The sequence below is a fragment of the candidate division TA06 bacterium B3_TA06 genome, assembly GCA_005223075.1.
GTDB lineage: Bacteria > Hydrothermota > Tepidihabitantia > B3-TA06 > B3-TA06 > B3-TA06.
The window spans coordinates 1-17,357 of record NJBO01000002.1; the positions used below are offsets into that span (position 1 = coordinate 1).

At 50.0% G+C, this 17,357-nt stretch carries 12 protein-coding genes; 11 read left to right on the top strand and 1 reads right to left on the bottom strand.

Annotation, left to right across the window (positions count from 1 at the left end; genetic code table 11):
* The first annotated feature begins 371 nt into the window (after window positions 1-371).
* The 4 genes from CEE36_01525 (at window position 372) to CEE36_01540 (ending at window position 5,159) form a co-directional block, all read left to right on the top strand.
* Window positions 372-785, top strand: a complete 414-nt coding sequence (locus CEE36_01525; GenBank protein TKJ43824.1) for a hypothetical protein — start codon at window positions 372-374, stop codon at window positions 783-785.
* A gap of 251 nt (window positions 786-1,036) precedes the next feature.
* Window positions 1,037-2,563: a hypothetical protein gene (locus CEE36_01530; GenBank protein TKJ43825.1), complete on the top strand. Its 1,527-nt coding sequence runs from the start codon at window positions 1,037-1,039 to the stop codon at window positions 2,561-2,563.
* A 166-nt stretch (window positions 2,564-2,729) separates the two neighbouring features.
* Window positions 2,730-4,271 (top strand): hypothetical protein, encoded by a 1,542-nt coding sequence (locus CEE36_01535; protein ID TKJ43826.1) that lies wholly within the window; start codon window positions 2,730-2,732, stop codon window positions 4,269-4,271.
* Window positions 4,272-4,484: 213 nt separating this feature from the next.
* Complete coding sequence (locus CEE36_01540) at window positions 4,485-5,159, top strand: hypothetical protein (protein TKJ43827.1); 675 nt, start codon at window positions 4,485-4,487, stop codon at window positions 5,157-5,159.
* Between the two features lie 109 nt (window positions 5,160-5,268).
* Here the strand turns inward: CEE36_01540 and CEE36_01545 are convergent, their stop codons facing one another.
* On the bottom strand, window positions 5,269-6,600 hold the full coding sequence (locus tag CEE36_01545; protein ID TKJ43828.1) for a GTPase: 1,332 nt from the start codon (window positions 6,598-6,600) through the stop codon (window positions 5,269-5,271).
* Window positions 6,601-6,828: 228 nt separating this feature from the next.
* Between CEE36_01545 and CEE36_01550 the strand changes: the two genes are divergently transcribed.
* The 7 genes from CEE36_01550 to CEE36_01580 all read left to right on the top strand — a co-directional run bounded on the left by CEE36_01550 (window position 6,829) and on the right by CEE36_01580 (window position 17,334).
* Window positions 6,829-8,163, top strand: a complete 1,335-nt coding sequence (locus CEE36_01550) for a hypothetical protein (GenBank protein TKJ43829.1) — start codon at window positions 6,829-6,831, stop codon at window positions 8,161-8,163.
* Between the two features lie 260 nt (window positions 8,164-8,423).
* Window positions 8,424-9,638 carry a hypothetical protein gene (locus tag CEE36_01555; GenBank protein ID TKJ43830.1) on the top strand — a complete coding sequence of 405 codons (1,215 nt, stop codon included), beginning with the start codon at window positions 8,424-8,426 and terminating at the stop codon, window positions 9,636-9,638.
* A gap of 8 nt (window positions 9,639-9,646) precedes the next feature.
* On the top strand, window positions 9,647-10,936 hold the full coding sequence (locus CEE36_01560) for a hypothetical protein (GenBank protein ID TKJ43831.1): 1,290 nt from the start codon (window positions 9,647-9,649) through the stop codon (window positions 10,934-10,936).
* Window positions 10,937-11,051: 115 nt separating this feature from the next.
* Window positions 11,052-11,282, top strand: coding sequence for a hypothetical protein (locus CEE36_01565; GenBank protein TKJ43832.1), 231 nt, complete (start codon window positions 11,052-11,054; stop codon window positions 11,280-11,282).
* On the top strand, window positions 11,282-12,589 hold the full coding sequence (locus tag CEE36_01570) for a hypothetical protein (GenBank protein ID TKJ43833.1): 1,308 nt from the start codon (window positions 11,282-11,284) through the stop codon (window positions 12,587-12,589). Before CEE36_01565 ends, CEE36_01570 begins: the two co-directional genes overlap by 1 nt.
* Before the next feature lie 402 nt (window positions 12,590-12,991).
* On the top strand, window positions 12,992-15,622 hold the full coding sequence (locus CEE36_01575) for a hypothetical protein (protein ID TKJ43834.1): 2,631 nt from the start codon (window positions 12,992-12,994) through the stop codon (window positions 15,620-15,622).
* Between the two features lie 92 nt (window positions 15,623-15,714).
* Window positions 15,715-17,334 (top strand): hypothetical protein, encoded by a 1,620-nt coding sequence (locus tag CEE36_01580; GenBank protein ID TKJ43835.1) that lies wholly within the window; start codon window positions 15,715-15,717, stop codon window positions 17,332-17,334.
* Window positions 17,335-17,357: the final 23 nt, after the last annotated feature.

Below are 17,357 nucleotides of genomic sequence, written 5' to 3' on the forward strand. Positions count from 1 at the left end.
TTACCCCCTGGCCGCGTTCGGCGGCTACCGAATAGATTCCGTCGCGTGTGTATGATGGTGAGATGTATTTTTCGTCTTTCTTGATAAGGGCCTCGAACTTTGGGCCGGGTAGCTTCTTTATCTCAGGCTTGGCCATAACGCCTCCGGGTTTTGTGAACTTCTGCGGAAAGTTTACGGATTAAAACCACACAGTCAAGAAGACAGGATTCTGAGGCGGGATAGTCGTCACGTCAGGGGATTTTTCGATACTAGAACTGTTCAATGATATTAAATGAATTTTATTCACTTTAGGTATTGACAAACTTATGGAATCTGTTTATAATCGGGCGGCGGCTCATGAAGAGCCTGCTTAAAAATAAAGGAGAAGAATCATGAAACGTAAGATCCTAACCCCTGTTGTCCTTGCAGTGGCACTCCTGCTGGTTGCCAGCGCGGTGTGGGCCGAGTCAAACTGGGAAGGCACATTCTGCGAAATAGATCCCTCCCAGTTCCCAGGGATATCAGGAACCTGGAAAGGAACATTCCACACCATCACCACCCCCTCGACTTTCCCTTATTTCTTAGGCACCTGGGACTCAGATGGACACAGTGGTGCTTGTGGTGGAATTGCTCTTCTAGGCACCGCCGCAGGCGACTACTGTGTCGTAAATGGCTGGGCTGAAGTAGACGGCGATACCCTCTACGACTGCTGGAAAGGTTCTTTTAACGAAAAAACCGGTCTAGCCCACGGCACCTGGAAAACAGAACTCTACTACGGCGAATGGGAAGGCAGGATGCTTGAATAAGCCCTTCGATACCCGGCGGGAGTTTAAACCTCCCGCCTTTTTCCTTCTGCCGGAAAGCTTCGTTATCAGAGGTCTAGCCATAAGACCTCCATGATTGCTCAGGTCTATACGTTACGGGTGTTACGGGCAGGTGTGTTACGGGGTCAAGCAGATCGAAACATAAGACACTTGACAACCCGGTGATAAAGGGTATTATAAATTAAGTGAGGGGCGCTCACAGGGGGCGTCCCGAGAGGCAAAAAGGAGGAACCATGAAAAACCCACCCGCAACACCCGTACCCATACGGGGCATTTTTACTATTACTCGGAGCCTGCGCTCCGGTCGCAAGGACATAACACCCGTAACACCCCTGATCTTAATCATAGCCGGATTGCTGGCAATCACTCCTCCACCTCTCCACGCAGGGTGGATACGTTACTACGGAGATAAGGATGCTGGTCTTTCCGTTCAACAGACTACTGATGGAGGTTACATCATCGTCGGCCTTAGAGACCACAATACTAATATTTGGTTGCTCAAGACCGACTCCGAAGGCGACACCTTGTGGACTCGCACCTACGGAGGAGAAGCGATGGATCAAGCCTACTGCGTGCAGCAAACCTCTGACGGCGGCTACATAATTGTTGGGATGACCAGGTCCTTCGCCCGTTTGGGTAACCAGGATCTTTGGCTTCTCAAGACCGACTCCGAAGGCGACACCTTGTGGACCCGAATCTATGGGGTGGATGGAGGTCTATATGATAATGATGAGGGGAGCTTCGTGCAAGAAACCCCGGATGGGGGCTACATCGTCATAGGGTCCCAGAATGATACTGATGGATTGGCCACCAACTTTTGGTTACTCAAGACTGACGAAGCAGGCGACACACTTTGGACGCGCATCTATGACTTGACGAAAAGAAGAGCCTGGAACTGGGGTTCATGCATTCGGCAAATCGCGGACGGCGGCTACATATTCACTGGATACTCAACCTACCCTGATAGTCTACATGTGGTTCTCTCTCTAGTCAAGACCGATCCAAACGGCGATACCTTGTGGACGCGTCTATATGGAGAAGAAGCTGGTGCGTTCGGCACCTCCGTTCAGCAAACCCCTGATGGCGGATACATAATCGCTGGGTTTAAGGCAATCCCCGAGCCGCCTGATCACTGGGTGAAGTATGATTTTTGGCTCCTCAAGACGGATGAGAATGGAGATACTTTGTGGACACGCATCTACGACTGGGAAGAATCGGATCAAGCCCAAAGCCTTGATCAAACAATGGACGGAGGATACATCATTGTCGGGTGGAAAGGTAACGCATCACCAACTGGTCTTGCCTATATGTGGTTGGCTAAAACCGACGAAGCAGGCGATACCCTTTGGACGCGCACCTTTGGGGAGCGCAATGGTTCAGGTCAATGCGTTCATCAGACCCTTGACGGTGGCTACATCATCACCGGGGTGCTGGATGGGAATCTTTGCCTGATCAAGACCGACTCTCTGGGCGATACCACCGAGGTCCCTACGGTTTCCGAGAGCCTACCTCTTGAAACTGAGACCAACTGGCATATCGTTTCCTCCATTGGCCGCAGCATCGTTCTTCAATACAAAGACCTGCCCCAAGGCTTCCACGCATCAGTATTCGACGCCACAGGCCGCAGGGTGGATGAGATACACTCAGGCCAAGCGTCCGGGATCATCGCCTGGGGCGGAGGATACGAGCCTGGTGTTTACTTCATCAAGGCGATTTCAGATAATCCAAGCACGACTCGAAAGGTAATTCTAATCCAGTAATAGGCGGGCCGACCTGAGGCGAAACGCGCGGTCAAGATCGCGAACGTCGGTCCCTACAGTTTCACTCTGCGATCTTTTACCCTAAAGGGCACAAGTGTCCGAAGGAGAAAAGAAGCATTTAACGGGGCGCTCACAGGGGACGTCATGGAAAGGTAGAATAGGAGGAATGATGAAAAGACTATCCGTGATTTTAACTCTCACGGCTGCGATGCTAGGTTTTATTCCTTCACACCTGGCCGCAGCAGACGATGTAGTAGATACCCTGGGGTTCATAGTGAAGACTCAAAACGCTGAAGCGCTAGAGGTGCTTGTTGAGGATAAAGGGCTGGAAATCGGCCCGCTGATTACGTATCCGAACCCTTCAGATGAAGTTCTTGAGGTGTTCGGGTGCTACTTCATCGTGACCATCCCCCAGGAATTACACTCGATTCAGAACAGCATCGTTGATGAGCTTGAAACCCTGCCAGGGGTTGAGTACGTGGAGCCGAACCTAAGTATACCGGTTGAACTTCATGTTGAGCAAGGAACTATGCAAGAGTCCTTTCAAAACCCATTCAACATGCCAGACACGTTCGACGACCCTTACACACCGAACGATCCTATGTTCCCGAACCAATACGGCCCACAGATTACCAAGGTAGATTGGGCGTGGAACCTCTCAACCGGCGAGGGTGTGAAGATAGCCATACTTGATGCCGGTTTCGATGTACATCATGAAGACTTGATTGATAACTTGGATCTAGAGAACGCTTACGACTTTACAGACGACGATACTATCGTTGATGGATTGCAACATGGAACTTGGGTTACAGGAATTGCAGGAGCAAAAATAGACAACGGTATCGGAATAGCCGGTGTTGCAGGTAACTCTTCTATTCTGCCTTTGCGTGTTATAGGGGGTAGCGGACAGTTGCATCCTTACCTTGTAAAAGCAATTATCTATGCGGCGGATAAAGAGGCAAGGGTGATTAGTATGAGTATAGGAACCATCGTCCCTTCCCAGACGACCGAGGATGCAATAGATTACGTCTGGGAGCGAGGGGTATTCGTATGTGCCAGCGCCGGCAACTCAAACAAAGATGAGCTTCCGTATCCCGCGAGCTACGGACACGTAATGTCGGTTGGAGGCACGGATTCGGAAGATGAAAGATGGGATGATGGTGATCATGGTTCAAATTTCGGATCAAACGTTGATGTCTATGCTCCGGCAGACTCGATCTTTACAACCGATCTGGACGATAGCTATGGATATCCATCATTCCCTTCCGGTACTTCCTTTTCAGCTCCTCACGTTGCGGGTTTAGCTGCCTTGATATGGGACGTACATCCTGATTGGACAAACCAGCAGGTCTGGGACAAGATAATTGAAAGTGCAGACACCATAACCATTGACAAGGGCAAGGTACTGCGCATGAACGCCTGCAAAGCGCTGGATATAGTTCCCGGAATCACCGAACACCCAGTGGCAGAAACGGCGGAATGGAAGGTACTCTCCTCGATTGGTCAGCGGATCGTCCTCAAGTACCATGATCTCCCTCAAGGTTTCCACGCCTCAATCTTCGACGCCACAGGACGTAAGGTTGACGAGATAGAATCCCCGGCTCAAAAAGGGGTTTTGACTTGGGGAGAAAATCACAGCCCTGGCGTTTACTTCATTGTGCTTGGCGACAAAGAGGTGTCAGTCCAAAAGGTTATCCTGATAGAGTAAGAGATCAGCGAGCTGTGACAAAAGGGCAGGGGTATCCTTGAGAATCCAGGCACGGGAGTAATTCCAGGTGTTAAAATATCATTATATTCCCGGAGACAAAAACTGTGAATCAGGATGCCTTAACGGTCTTGGACAGTCTGCATTATACTCTTAATACCCTTGACAGAATCTTTTATTGGACTATAATCCGTTACCAACCAAGGAGGAAGAATCGTGAAAAAATATCTTATCGCTCTAGCCCTTTTAATCCCCGTAATAGCCATGGCTGGCGAACTCAACATGGCTGTAACCGACGATTTCGTCAACTCGGTCAAGGCGGTTGAGGAGAATGTTGAGGAAGCCGGAGAGTTGTTGGACAACGCAGAGGAAACCTTCTACACCCTTGTCGACTTAATAGTAGAACTTCCCGAAATCAGCACTCCTAAAGAAGAAGTAATGGCGGTACTCGATAGCGCCACAAAGAAAAAGGACATAAAAGCCGCTGAGGAGCTTTACGAGAAGTACCTGGCGGAAACTGCGGCACGTGAAGAAGCATTCCTGGAACTGTGGAACAACAGCGAAACCAAACAAGGGATCGTAACCTACTTCAACAATCGCAAGGAGATAGCTCTTTCCATCAAGGAAGACGCACAGAAAGCCCTTGAGATAGATATACAGGCCTTCAAGGACCTCGCTGATCTACCAGAGAAATTCAAGGCTGCCTCAGAGGATATCGCCAACCAGGTCAAAGCAGATCCCACGGCCGCCTTTTCGGCCAAAAAGGTACTCTCTGCGATAAAAGAAGCCAATGAATCCCTCAAAGCCACCAAGGAAAAGGCTACGCAACAGAAGGAAACCGCTGGGAAACTTCTGAACTGGCTGAAGGACCTGGTGAAGACGGAAGAATAGGGCCTTATCCGTTGAGAAAATCGAAAAGAGCGGGACTTTGGTCCCGCTTCTTCTTTAAGGATCTCATTTAAGATCACCCCGCAGGGGGGCTATTGCTTGTTTCTAGGGTTTATGCGATCAAACCGCGCTCGCGCAGAAGCTTTGCAACCACCGCCTCAAGCTCGGGCAGCACCGCATCGTCGAGATCGTAGTAGACCCGGGTTGAAGGCTTGGCGATCTCAATCACCTTCCGCAGATCAATCGGCGTACCGATAACCACCGTATCAGCAGGGACGGCGTCTATTGATGCCTTCATGTCATGAAGCTGTTCAGGACCGTAACCCAGGGCAGGCAGCAAGGGTGCTGTCTGGTTGTAGCGCTCAATCGTTTCCTTAATCCGCCCCTTCGCGTAAGGGATGGGATCAACGATCTCAGCCGCCCCGAACTTCTTGGCGGCAATTGTTCCCGCACCTATCTTCATGCCGCCGTGGGTGAGCGTGGGGCCGTCCTCTACCACCACAACCCTCTTGCCGCGGATGAGACTCTCGTCCTCAACCTTAACCGGCGAGGCGGACCTGATGATTCTGGCCTTGGGGTTCAGGCGATTTGCCGCCTCTTCCACTTCCGCAATCTGTTCTGGTGTGGCGGAACCGATCTTGTTTATCAAAATCATATCAGCCATGCGGAAGTTCACCGCACCCGGATAGTAGGTCTGCTCGTGACCGGCGCGCAAGGGATCGGCAAGCACGATGGCGAGATCAGGCCGATAGAAGGGGATGTCGTTGTTCCCGCCGTCCCAGATCACCAGCTGGAACTCCTTCTCGCACTCTGAAAGGATCGCGCCGTAGTCCACCCCAGCAAAAACGGTGCTGCCTGCCCGGATGTGCGGCTCGTACTCCTCGCGCTCCTCTACGGTGCAGTTGTGGCGGTCCATGTCCTCAATTGTATCAAAGCGCTGCACCGCCTGAGCGGCCAGATCACCGTAAGGCATGGGATGGCGCACCGCAGCGTAGCGGATCTCGTACTTGACAAGGATTTTGGCGACCGCACGCGAGGTTTGGGACTTGCCCGCACCGGTGCGCACAGCACACACAGAGATCACCGGAAGCTTGGATGAGAGCATGGTGCTTTTCGGACCCATAAGCCTGAAGTCTGCACCTGCGGCAAGTACTGTAGATGCTCTATCCATCACATACTCGTGACTTACGTCGGAATAGGCAAACACAACCTCGTCCACATCATACTTCTTGATTAAATCAACCAACCTCTCCTCCGCCTCTATTCCTATCCCTTCAGGGTAAAGCGAACCTGCTAAACTCGAAGGATAACGACGGCCCTCGATCTCGGGAATCTGGGTTGCGGTGAACGCCACAACCTCGTAGTTCTCGTTGTTTCTGTAGCATACATTAAAGTTATGAAAGTCGCGTCCCGCAGCACCCATTATGATAACACGTTTGCGCATGAAAACTCCTTTTTGAAATTCCAGAGATTGCCTGCTCGGATTCCAAGCATACGGATTAGAACCTGTTTGTCAACTCCTTGAGGAATTGTGGCCGTTTTTCCATTTAAGGACTTGAAAAATTGCCAAAACCGAGTAAGATTGTTGCAAGGAGCAATTCAAAGCAAAGAGAGGTGGTAAATGGTATTATCGAGCCTTATACTGACATTAGTAGCAGGTGCAGGAAGCGGAGTGAGTTTCCATACTCAACTGCAGTATACACCTGCCCTACTGACCAAGGGGGAGGATTATGATCGAGACCCTTCCATTGAGGCGGTGATCAATCCCTACGACGCATACTACTTCTCTCACAGGGTTTCAGCTAAGGTCGGTCTGGAGGCTTTCGGCGGGTGGGAGCTGCGGGCAATCGGATGTATCTCGCAGTCTATCATACCTCATGCGTTTCATGTCGCGAGCTTTGACGATGGAACATACCCGCGGATTCCATACACGCTCTGGAGTTCCCGTGAGGTAAGCGTGGGCGGCGAGCTGGGACACGCCGTGCGATTCCGTAACGGAAAGGGGGATATTTACCTCGGCCTGGAGAGGGTTTGGACTGAGGTGCACGGCGAAGGGGTATTCTACCTGGATACAATAGTGGATACCTTCCCGATGTTTACCCACGGCAGCGGCATTCAAGGCCATATAGGCGTAAAGATCCCTCTGGTGACATTTGGTTGCTTTGCTCTTGGGATGAATGCCCTGTTAATGGGAGGCAACATCCCTCAGATACCGGACAGCATCCCGGAAGGCTCGGTGTGGACAGGTGCTCACGGCCTTCCCAGGTGGGGATTCGGTGTGGGCTTAAGCCTTGGTTATGATTCCCGCAAGAATTTGGATTACCTGCCCGATTTAAGATTGAGACCTCATCTCAAGGACTCTTCTCGCCTGGTCCTGAAACCGGCAAAGAGATGCTTTCTGCCTCCATGGATCATTCAGGGTGCTGCTTCCTGGGGCTGCGGGTTGGTGGGCGGCTCTCTGGCCAGCCTGGCTTCCCTGGCCTGGGGAGGAAACGGCATGGGGCTTGGGCTTAATATCTTCTCCTTGTGGACGGGCGACTATCCAGGCCAAAGGATCTCTGTTGCCGCCTGGAGCTACCTGGGGGTTCCTTGCGGGGCCATGCTGGGAACGGCCCTTGCCAGCAGAAGGGTTAAGCCGGGCGGCGACTGGCGGTGCGTTGCATTAGGAGCTCTAGCAGGTGACGTTCTCAGCTTTTCCATCGCCCAGGCCTATCTTCTTATCGCCGGCCCCCCTTGGCGCTACAGCCCTGAGGGAGCCCCTCCTCCCACAGGAAGAGGTAGTTCGACTTTCTACGGGGTGGTCTTGCCTTTGTGTTCTACCCTTCCGGCGATAGGCGCGGTTGTGGGTTATAACCTGAGTGTTCCCAAGGTCGAATCGCTGGAAGAAGACATGGGTTACCGACCCTCCTGGACCGAGCATTCAAGGGAGAGTTTTGTAAGTGAGTGGAATTCTTCACCTAGCAGCGAACCAACAATGAGGCTTACTTTACTGAGAGTGAGCTTCTAAAAACCATCAAAAGTAAGGGGGAAGTGATGCTCACAAAAGGGTGCATCTTGGGTTTGACAAGCTGTCAAAAATGTGTAGATTGTCATAAAGGGACATGACATGAATAGAAAGGTGTATATAGGAAGAGGTCCTCACACTCCCCGTTGTGATCTTTTAGTAGGATATACGTATAGGTGTATCGTGTTGGTGGGCAGTCCTTTGATAAAGAGTTTAACCCTAACCTGGAGGTGAACGGAACCTAAAACTGCAACTAAAAACCAATGTATAAACAAGCATGGAGGAGAAACAAAATGTTTAGGAATAAACACCTCACAATCCTGAAGGCGCTTTGCGCCTTCCTCGTGCTCACTTTTTTCGTACCCGCGACACTTTATGCCGCCGAAGGCGAGACCTGGATCGTCTTCGAGTGCAACCGACCCAACCCAGATGCGGAAGGCCGCACCTACTGGGATATCTGGAAGCTAGATCCGGATGGAGATGGTTTACAATCAGACGATGGTCTCTTTGGTTTTGCATTAACTAATGACCCTAGCAACGAGTGGGATCCCACCTACTCGGTTGAGAATCAGACAGTGGTCTTCGTTTCTGATAGGAACGGCTGGCCCCATCTTTACAAGGTCAGCATAGACGGTGGATACTGGGAGGGATTTCTATTCGGGCAGTACTGCGCCGTTGACCCATGTTACAGCTTTGACGGCACCAGGATAGCCTACGCCTCCAACCAGAACGGTAACTGGGATATATACACAATGGATACGGACGGATACAATAAAACGCAGATTACCACAGACGCGGCGGATGACCGCAGCCCGTGTTTTTCCACTAATGGAAACAAGATATACTTCATCAGCAACCGGGATGCAGGGGCTATAGGCGACTGGGAGATATACGTGGTGAACAGCAGCGGGGGCACCGCAACCAAGGCGATAGTGAATGCTCAGGGCCAGCCGTTGCTTCTGGATTACACCGAACACGATCCCTGCTGCAGCCCTAATGATCCTGACATCATCGTCTTTGCCACTAACAAAGCCACGACAACTTACACTGAACCGGTGAACCGCATCAACTTCGAGTTGTTTAAGTATTCAATTTCCGGCAAAACTTTGATCCGCCTCACGGAAAGTTGGAATGATCCGGCTGGAGTATCAAAACAACTTTGGAACAGCTCTATGCCGTGCTTTTCGCCTGACGGCCAGCGCATCGCCTGGTCGGCTGATAACTGGACGAGACAAGGGTGGCAAGGTAATCTTCCTGAAAACCGTCCTTATAACAACAGTTTCTGGAAACCTGATTTTGACCAAGGTTCTATTCACCAGATCTGGACATGCGAACTCGATCATATAAATAATGACCATTACTACTTTCCACCTTCATTTTGGGGGTGGGAAAACGGACCTGTCGGCGTTGGATATGGTGATCATAAAGGTCATCAGCACCACAAGCACTACAACCCTTCTTGGGATAACCAACCATAGGAGAAGAGATGGTCAAACGTTTATTCTCATATCTTGCTCTGCTTGCAGTTTCATTAACTCCCTCAATTAGTTATGCTTCTTGGGAAATTCTTGACTTACCTACCGACCGGGGTTTCGGCGCTATCTGGGCAATAGACGAGCAAACCATCTTTGTTTCGGGACATCAAGGACTCTGGAAGGCATTCGACGGCGCAACTTGGTCAATAGATAGCGGTTACCAGTCAAACATGATCTATTTTGTTGATGATACCTTGGGGTTCCTTAGTGGTAAGACCCTTACAACTGATGGCGGCAGAACATGGCAGAAAGGTGATACAGTTAATGGTCATGGAATCCAACAAATCTTTTTCCCACCGGGGCAAAGTTCTTTGGGGTACGGTGTCCCTTACTTAGGGAATATCCGGAAAACTGAAGATGGCGGCTGGCATTGGGAAGTCTTACCTACTTTTCCCGACATTTTTCCCACCAGCGATGAAGAAGTTCATACGTCACACATTTGTTTTCCAAGTGATCCCGATACCGGCTATTTAACCGCCGAGATATGGCAGATCATTTCTCTTGATCCATTTGAAGCAGAAACGTACCACAGCTACTTCAAAACCACGGACGGCGGGCAGAGCTGGGTTTTGAGCGGGGAAGGGCTTTGGAACGACGAATTCAAACCTTATCTCGTTGACTTTCCACAGAACCCAAGCACAGGCTATATGGCTGGCTATGGTAAAGTATTCAAGACCACCGACGGCGGTGAAACCTGGGATACGATTTTCATAACCTCTGAAAGTTACCCTAACATCTACGACATCTGCTTTCCTGAAACTGACCAGGTAGGCTATGTTCTGAACGACACGATGGTTCACAAAACCACTGATGGAGGTAAGGCCTGGCGAACGTTCGGGCTGGGCAAGGACACCGTTTTCCTGCGTTGTCATTTTCTCAACAACTTGGTAGGCTTCATCTCAGGCACCGGCACCACCGCCTACAATCTCCTTTACACCCCCGGCTTCGTCCTCAAGACCACCGATGGGCTTTTAGGGATAGCGGAAGAGGATTGGGTTGAGGTTGAACCTTCGGACATCAAGGTTATTTCCTCAATCGGTCACTCGATCGTCCTGTGTTACTCCAACTGTCCCCAGGGCTTCCACGCTTCCATCTACGACCCCTGTGGCCGCAAGGTTGACGAGTTGCACTCAAGTCTGACTGAGGGCACCCTCACCTGGGGGGAAGGTGCGCCTTCCGGGGTTTACTTCATCCAGGCCAGTAGTGGCAATCCTGCTGTTCGAGTAGTAATCGTGCGATAGGAGGAGGATATGCTTTGGAACAGTTCGATGCCGTGCTTTTCGCCTGACGGCCAGCGCATAGCATGGTCGGCTGATAACTGGACAAGACAAGGTTGGCAATATGAGAAAAATCCCGATGGTTCCTATCCCAAGAGTTACTGGAAACCTGATGGGGGGCAAGGTTCTGTTCATCAAATCTGGACTCGAAGGCTGGACCAGCCTGATCACCACTATTGGTTCCCGCCTTCTTACTGGGGATGGAACGACGACGAACAGGAACCATGGCCTTGGGGGCCACCAGGGCCGGGCCATCAGCACCACAAACATTACAACCCATCGTGGGATGAGCAGCCATAGGAGGAGATGATGAAACACTTGTACTTAATCGCTTTGATGCTTACAGGTATAGTGAGTCCTTCGCTCGTGCAAGCCTCCTGGGAAATCCTAGATTTGCCAACGGATCGTGGTTTTACCGCAATCTGGGCCATTAATGAACAAACAATTTTTGTTATAGGCCATCAAGGACTATGGACTACTTTTGATGGAAAGGAGTGGGTTTTAGACAGCACCTATCAACCAAGCTATATCTACTTTGCAGATGATACGCTGGGTTTTCTTTGGGGCAGCATTCTAACCATAGATGGAGGACACACATGGCGAAAGGGCGATACAGTAAACGGCAATGTGGTTCCTGTTCATTTTGCTAGAGGTCAGAGCCTTGTCGGTTACGGCTTGGGTTACGATTACGCATGTAAAACCACGGACGGTGGTTGGCATTGGGATCAACTTCCCCCTCTACCAGACGTATATCCAGGTTTCGATGAAATCATTTCGCCTGACGATATTTGTTTTCCAAAAGACCCTGACACAGGCTACCTGACTGTGACATGCATTAAGCAGTTATCTGATGGTGAGATAGAGTATCACAATAGCTACTTTAAGACCACGGACGGCGGCCAGACCTGGGTATTGAACGAGGAAGGACTTTGGAATGACGATTTCAACCCTCGCTATATCGATTTTCCTCAAAACGCTAGTGTAGGCTACATGGCAGGCGGAGGCGGTAAGGTTTACAAGACCACCGACGGCGGAGCTACATGGGATACGGTGCTCAAGGATCGCCCTTATATCGTCAGCATGTGCTTCCCGGAAAGCGACCAGGTTGGCTATGTATTTGGTGATTCAGTAGCCCACAAGACTACCGATGGAGGCAAGACCTGGAAAGAAGCTGTGATTACACACGATTCTACTTTCTACAAATGCCACTTTATCAACGATAGTGTAGGGTTCGTTACGGGTCATAAGAATATGACTCTCTGCATGCCCTACGACCCCGGCTTCGTTCTGAAGACCACTGACGGGCTGCTGGGGATAAGTGAGGATGACTGGGTAGATGTGGTGCCTGAGCTTGTGGAGCTAAGTGCCCCAGCCCTCTTCAGCCGCGAGCTTGCGTGTCGCTACCAGGCAAGGGAGTCGGGGCGTATACGATTGACACTTTTTGACGCCGCAGGCCGTGAGGTGCAATCTCTCGGCTGGTGCGAGGTAGGATGTGGAGAGGGTTCCTTAAGCTTTAACGGAGCCTTGCTCCCGACAGGAGTATATTTTATCCGGGTGGAGTTTAGTTCCGCTCAGGGAAGCCAAAATCAAAAACTGCGGGCCGTGAAGGTCCAATGATTTAAGGAGGGAAAGATGATACACAAAACCTGTAACTGGAAAACTGCATGGTTAATAGTGTCCATGTTTCTGCTTACTTTTACTAGCAAGGTCGCGGGTGAAGAGTTCGATAACCGTTTTCTATTAGGGGTCTATAGTGACAAAACCTATCACTCGTTAGATGAAACAAGACACGACGAACTACACTTGAATCTTCTTTTTGGGACGACCACAGGAGTTGGTACATACAGTAGTTACTGTAGTGAAGATCCTAGACCACAAAATGCTGTATTCTTTTATGCGGGTGAATCGGATCGTCTGGAACCGGCAGTAACCACACCAACAACTCTATCTGAATGGAAGAATGTAACTGTTGATGCTGCTTTGAGTAGATATCCGGGCAGTGGGACATTAATACACAGAATGTCTTGGCACTTGGGTGAGGAGCATCCTGAATTCTACGATCCCTTATTTTATGATGGCATGAATTTCCTAATCTCTGAGAAAATACCTGCTAATGAACTGGCCACTTTCTGTGCTACCTTTACTGTTCGGCCTGACATCTTTTTAGGTGTTGAGGGGCTGGACCTGGGTTGGTATTATTTCGAGCCATTCCTCACCATTTACAAAACAACGGACACTTACTATCAAGATTCCCTTCAGAAGTATTGTGTAGATGTGTACGACTTGGTTGCAAAAAAAGTAAAGAATTACCGACAATGGGGATTCTGCCCGAATCTGCAATTAGGAGTGATTCTGCAGGGTTTCTATGATAGCGATGAAAACGGTGACCCCAGTGACCCTGATGGACATCGCCTACCCACTCCTGAAGAAATGAGCTTTGAAGGATGGCTCACTTTATCTCGGGGAGCTAAAGCCATGCTGTATTATCTTTATCATTACTCGGATGAAGGTACTCCTAGTTCTCAAATAGGTTTGATAAATTCAGATCGTTCACCGAATAGCACTTTTGACCCAGCTGCTGATTTCTACGCGCAGATTAAAGCCATAGACGATAATCTAAAGGGCGCTCCCTACAACTACGCCAACGGACTCTACGAAGTTGAGCTTGCTAAGTACAAATCTATTCGTGGAGACATGTTGACCCCTGAGTTTTTCGTACGCGAAATCATTGTTGATCCGCCACCGGGTAAGACAAAAGATCACGTTTACACTGAACTTAGCTTGCACTACTCCCCATATGGGCACAATTTCTTCCTTTTGCTTAATCGTTCCCTCCACCTTAGCGAACCGGTTGAATACGACATAACACTGTTGTGGCAAGGGGAAGGAAGTCCCATCGTCATAGATCTTACTTCGGGAGAAACAATTACCCCTGGGGTTCCTGTGCAAGGTGATGAGTTTATGATTCACGTGACCCTTGATCCAGGAGAGGCCGGTTTCTACATAATAACCAATAGCAGTGGAGGTGGGACCGAAAGGGAGCTCTACCTTTGTGGCGAATGGAGAAATCGCGGGGTTGCTCCCTGGGAGCAAATGAATCCGCAAGATCCCTCTGATCACGGGTACGCGCATTGCAGATGGGAGTGGCTTAAAGGCAAACCTTTAAACCTGACTGGAATGAGCACATGGAAACACCCCTGTGGCGTGGAAGATTGGGAGCCTGGCCCCTACGATTTTATTCGGTCCATCAATCTGAATTGGGGCTATTTCTACGATAGGATGGACGCGGACTGCATGAACTATGTGAAGGTAGGCGAACATTCCTACGGAGACGATCTCAGTGATATCGAAGATGGCTTGGTCGGGACTAAATCGAACGAGATCACGATACAAGAACCCGAAGGTCCCGAGCCTGGATGTCCAGAAGTTTACACCTTCGTTGAGCAAGATACTGCAACCTGCACTTATTCGTTCATGGAAAACAACACAATATTGCCTTTTTCCGAAACGGCTGTGACTCTAGAAGAGATTCGTTTAGACCTCTTGAAGATTGATGTGCTTAATATCCATACAGGACATTACTACCTCAACATCCGAGAAAACGACGACGAAGAAACCTATCTTTATGGTGCGACACTGTGGGTGGTGGACCATCCCGAGGGTACGATAGTCGCTACCTCGTCAGATAGCAACATCTACGTCTACTCTGACGTAGCCAAGCCGCTCACGTGCGTGGATCAGAGTAGTATCGATCGCTATGAGGAGGTCGTCTATCGAGACGATCAGGCTTTCATCGGATCGGACAACTCTTATCTCACGGTTAGCTTCCCCAATACTAGCTGGATCAATAAAGGAATACTTATACTAACAGGTCTGCCTGACGGGATTGCGGAAATCGATTGGTCCAAGAACTACTACTGCCTGGTCCAAAAATCAAATGGTCAGGGCGGCTGGATTCCTTCAGGTGAGGCGTTTGCCCGCAAGAACCCGTCACTGTGGTTGGTAGATGTATCTGACGCTTCCGATACCACCTTCCGCATCGATTGCTTTGGTGATTCCTGCTGTATCAACTATGTAGCCCTGGTTAAACTGGAAGACAATGGCTGGACGCAAACCGAAGCCCCGATTGATTCCGCAATACTTTGGATTGTTGATCCGCCCGGTACAGCTCCTGTTGGAAGTAATGTTGAGGATTTAATTTCTGATCCCCAAACTGCTGGGATTATTTCACCATGCGGACAGTTGGCACTTTCCTTTACCGAGGTTCCGCCTGACACTACCTGTCAGCGCGATTTCGTCCTCCAAACATCCGGCTATTACATCCCAGGCATCGGTGGTGGAGATGGCGGCGAACAGAGTACCACACCATCTTTGTGTTTCGATCTGGAGGTCCAGACGCTTCACGGTTTAAGGAAGGTCATGCTGATAAACTACGAGGTTCCGGTAGCCACCGACGTAAAGATTGCTATCGTGGACGTTGCGGGGCGCGTGGTAGCAGAGCCTTTGAAAGAAGAGGTTACACCTGGCAGGCATCAACTGGAGTGGAACTGGTGCGACGACGCTGGGCGAAAGGTTGCTTCAGGGGTATACTTCGTCAAGATGGTTGCAGGTGAGTTCACGGAGGTGAACAAGGTTGTTTTGACAAAGTAAAACTGCTCTATTGACTTGGAGTATTTAAAAGATAGACTTGCGGGATGAGAGATAGCCTTTCTTTCCGTATTTAGTTAAGTAAAGAGGACATAATGGTGAATTTTGTTTTTTGGCTGAGTGCTATTTGTTTCGCCGCACAGCCTATTGTTTCTTGGCAGAAGGTGATTGATAATGGTGATGAAGATAGGTTCCATGGCTTGGACCTTTACAATGGGGACGTATATGCCGGTGGTGAAAGATACTTTGGTGAGAGCTTTGAGTACGATCTGTGCTTCTTTGTATTCGATAGCGAGGGTAGTGAAAAGCAGAGAACCTTCTATTGGGAACGCAATGGGCGAGATGAGTGGGGGAACGATGTTGCCGTGTTATTTTCGGGTAATGTCGTGGTTGTGGGAACTTATGAGACAACCGGACAACCCGGTTGGTATACGGTATGGTTCTCGCCTACAGGTGAATTTCTTCACTACGATTCAACTTATGCGGAAGCGAACTATTCATACAACGCAACGTGCATTGCAGTATCGTTGGACGATACTTGTTACGTAAGTGGCTGGAGTAGTAAGGACTTAAAAAATGTACGAATGGTTAAATACAGTCCCGAAGGAACCAGGATATGGCGAGAATACTTCCATGGACCAGATATAGGCGACGCTGTGAGTATCGCGCTTGACTCACGAGGATCGGTTTTCGCGTTGTGTAAATCTTTATGTTTGTGGGGCGGCTGGACAAAAAAAGGGGATTCCTTAGATTTCGTTAATAAATACAGCACCAACGCGGCAGAAGGAGCGGCTATACGGATTAACTCAGCGGATCACGTATTTATAGCCGGAGACGTGGAGGGTTCAGACAGGGACTTCATGCTTCTTAAGTATCGAACCGATGGAGAGCAGCTATGGTATACCCACAAGGCTTACGATCTTGGCGGAGAGGAAGAATGCCGGGACATGGCATTAGACCCCATATCCGACTGCTATCTTGCAGGTTGGCAGCTAAGAGGCGAGGATGAGGATATAGCCCTGGTCAAGACCGACTCGGCAGGCAAGATGCTGTGGTCATGGGTGGATACTGTCGAGGGTAAGCAGGAGATCGAGGCCATAGAGGTTGACGAAGAAGGCTACATCTACCTTGCAGGTTCGCATCACAACGGCGATAACTGGGACATGCTGGTTATGAAACTCCGCCAGCCCTTAACCATCTCCGGCAGAGTCACAGACTCGGCAGGCAAGCCCATGGAGGACATACCTGTCGCCCTCACCGGTGACACCACGGTTGAGGTCTTAACCGACACCGGGGGTTATTATACCATAGAGGTCTACAACGGCGGTGAATATACGGTATCTCCCAACCTCCCTGGCTGGACGTTTGAGCCCTCCTCCCATACTTACTCGCCGCTTGCGCACAGAGAATTCGATCAGGACTTTGCCGACGGCAAATGGACAGGGGTAGGTGAGCAGTCCATAGAGCGATCGCCTTCCTGGAAACTTATATCTTCCTGCGGAAAGGAGGTGGTTCTTAAGTATTCCAACTATCCGGAAGACTTCCGTGCTGGCATCTACGATGCTTCAGGCCGCAAGGTGGACGAAATTCACGCCTCCGCTGGCGCGTCGTCCGGTACTATCACGTGGGGTGAACATTACGGGCCAGGGGTGTATTTCATCTACGGCCAGTCTAAGCGTTCCTCAATCATCCAGAAGGTGATTCTGATCCGATAGACAAGGGCAAGGGGTTTAAACCC

Bases quoted from the DNA above. Each gene is read 5' to 3' on its own strand.
- CEE36_01565 (TKJ43832.1), top strand. From the start codon at position 11,052: ATGGTTCCTATCCCAAGAGTTACTGGAAACCTGATGGGGGGCAAGGTT.
- CEE36_01575 (TKJ43834.1), top strand. From the start codon at position 12,992: ATGTCTTGGCACTTGGGTGAGGAGCATCCTGAATTCTACGATCCCTTA.
- CEE36_01560 (TKJ43831.1), top strand. From the start codon at position 9,647: ATGGTCAAACGTTTATTCTCATATCTTGCTCTGCTTGCAGTTTCATTA.
- CEE36_01545 (TKJ43828.1), bottom strand. From the start codon at position 6,600: ATGCGCAAACGTGTTATCATAATGGGTGCTGCGGGACGCGACTTTCAT.
- CEE36_01570 (TKJ43833.1), top strand. From the start codon at position 11,282: ATGAAACACTTGTACTTAATCGCTTTGATGCTTACAGGTATAGTGAGT.
- CEE36_01580 (TKJ43835.1), top strand. From the start codon at position 15,715: ATGGTGAATTTTGTTTTTTGGCTGAGTGCTATTTGTTTCGCCGCACAG.
- CEE36_01535 (TKJ43826.1), top strand. From the start codon at position 2,730: ATGATGAAAAGACTATCCGTGATTTTAACTCTCACGGCTGCGATGCTA.
- CEE36_01525 (TKJ43824.1), top strand. From the start codon at position 372: ATGAAACGTAAGATCCTAACCCCTGTTGTCCTTGCAGTGGCACTCCTG.
- CEE36_01555 (TKJ43830.1), top strand. From the start codon at position 8,424: ATGTATAAACAAGCATGGAGGAGAAACAAAATGTTTAGGAATAAACAC.
- CEE36_01530 (TKJ43825.1), top strand. From the start codon at position 1,037: ATGAAAAACCCACCCGCAACACCCGTACCCATACGGGGCATTTTTACT.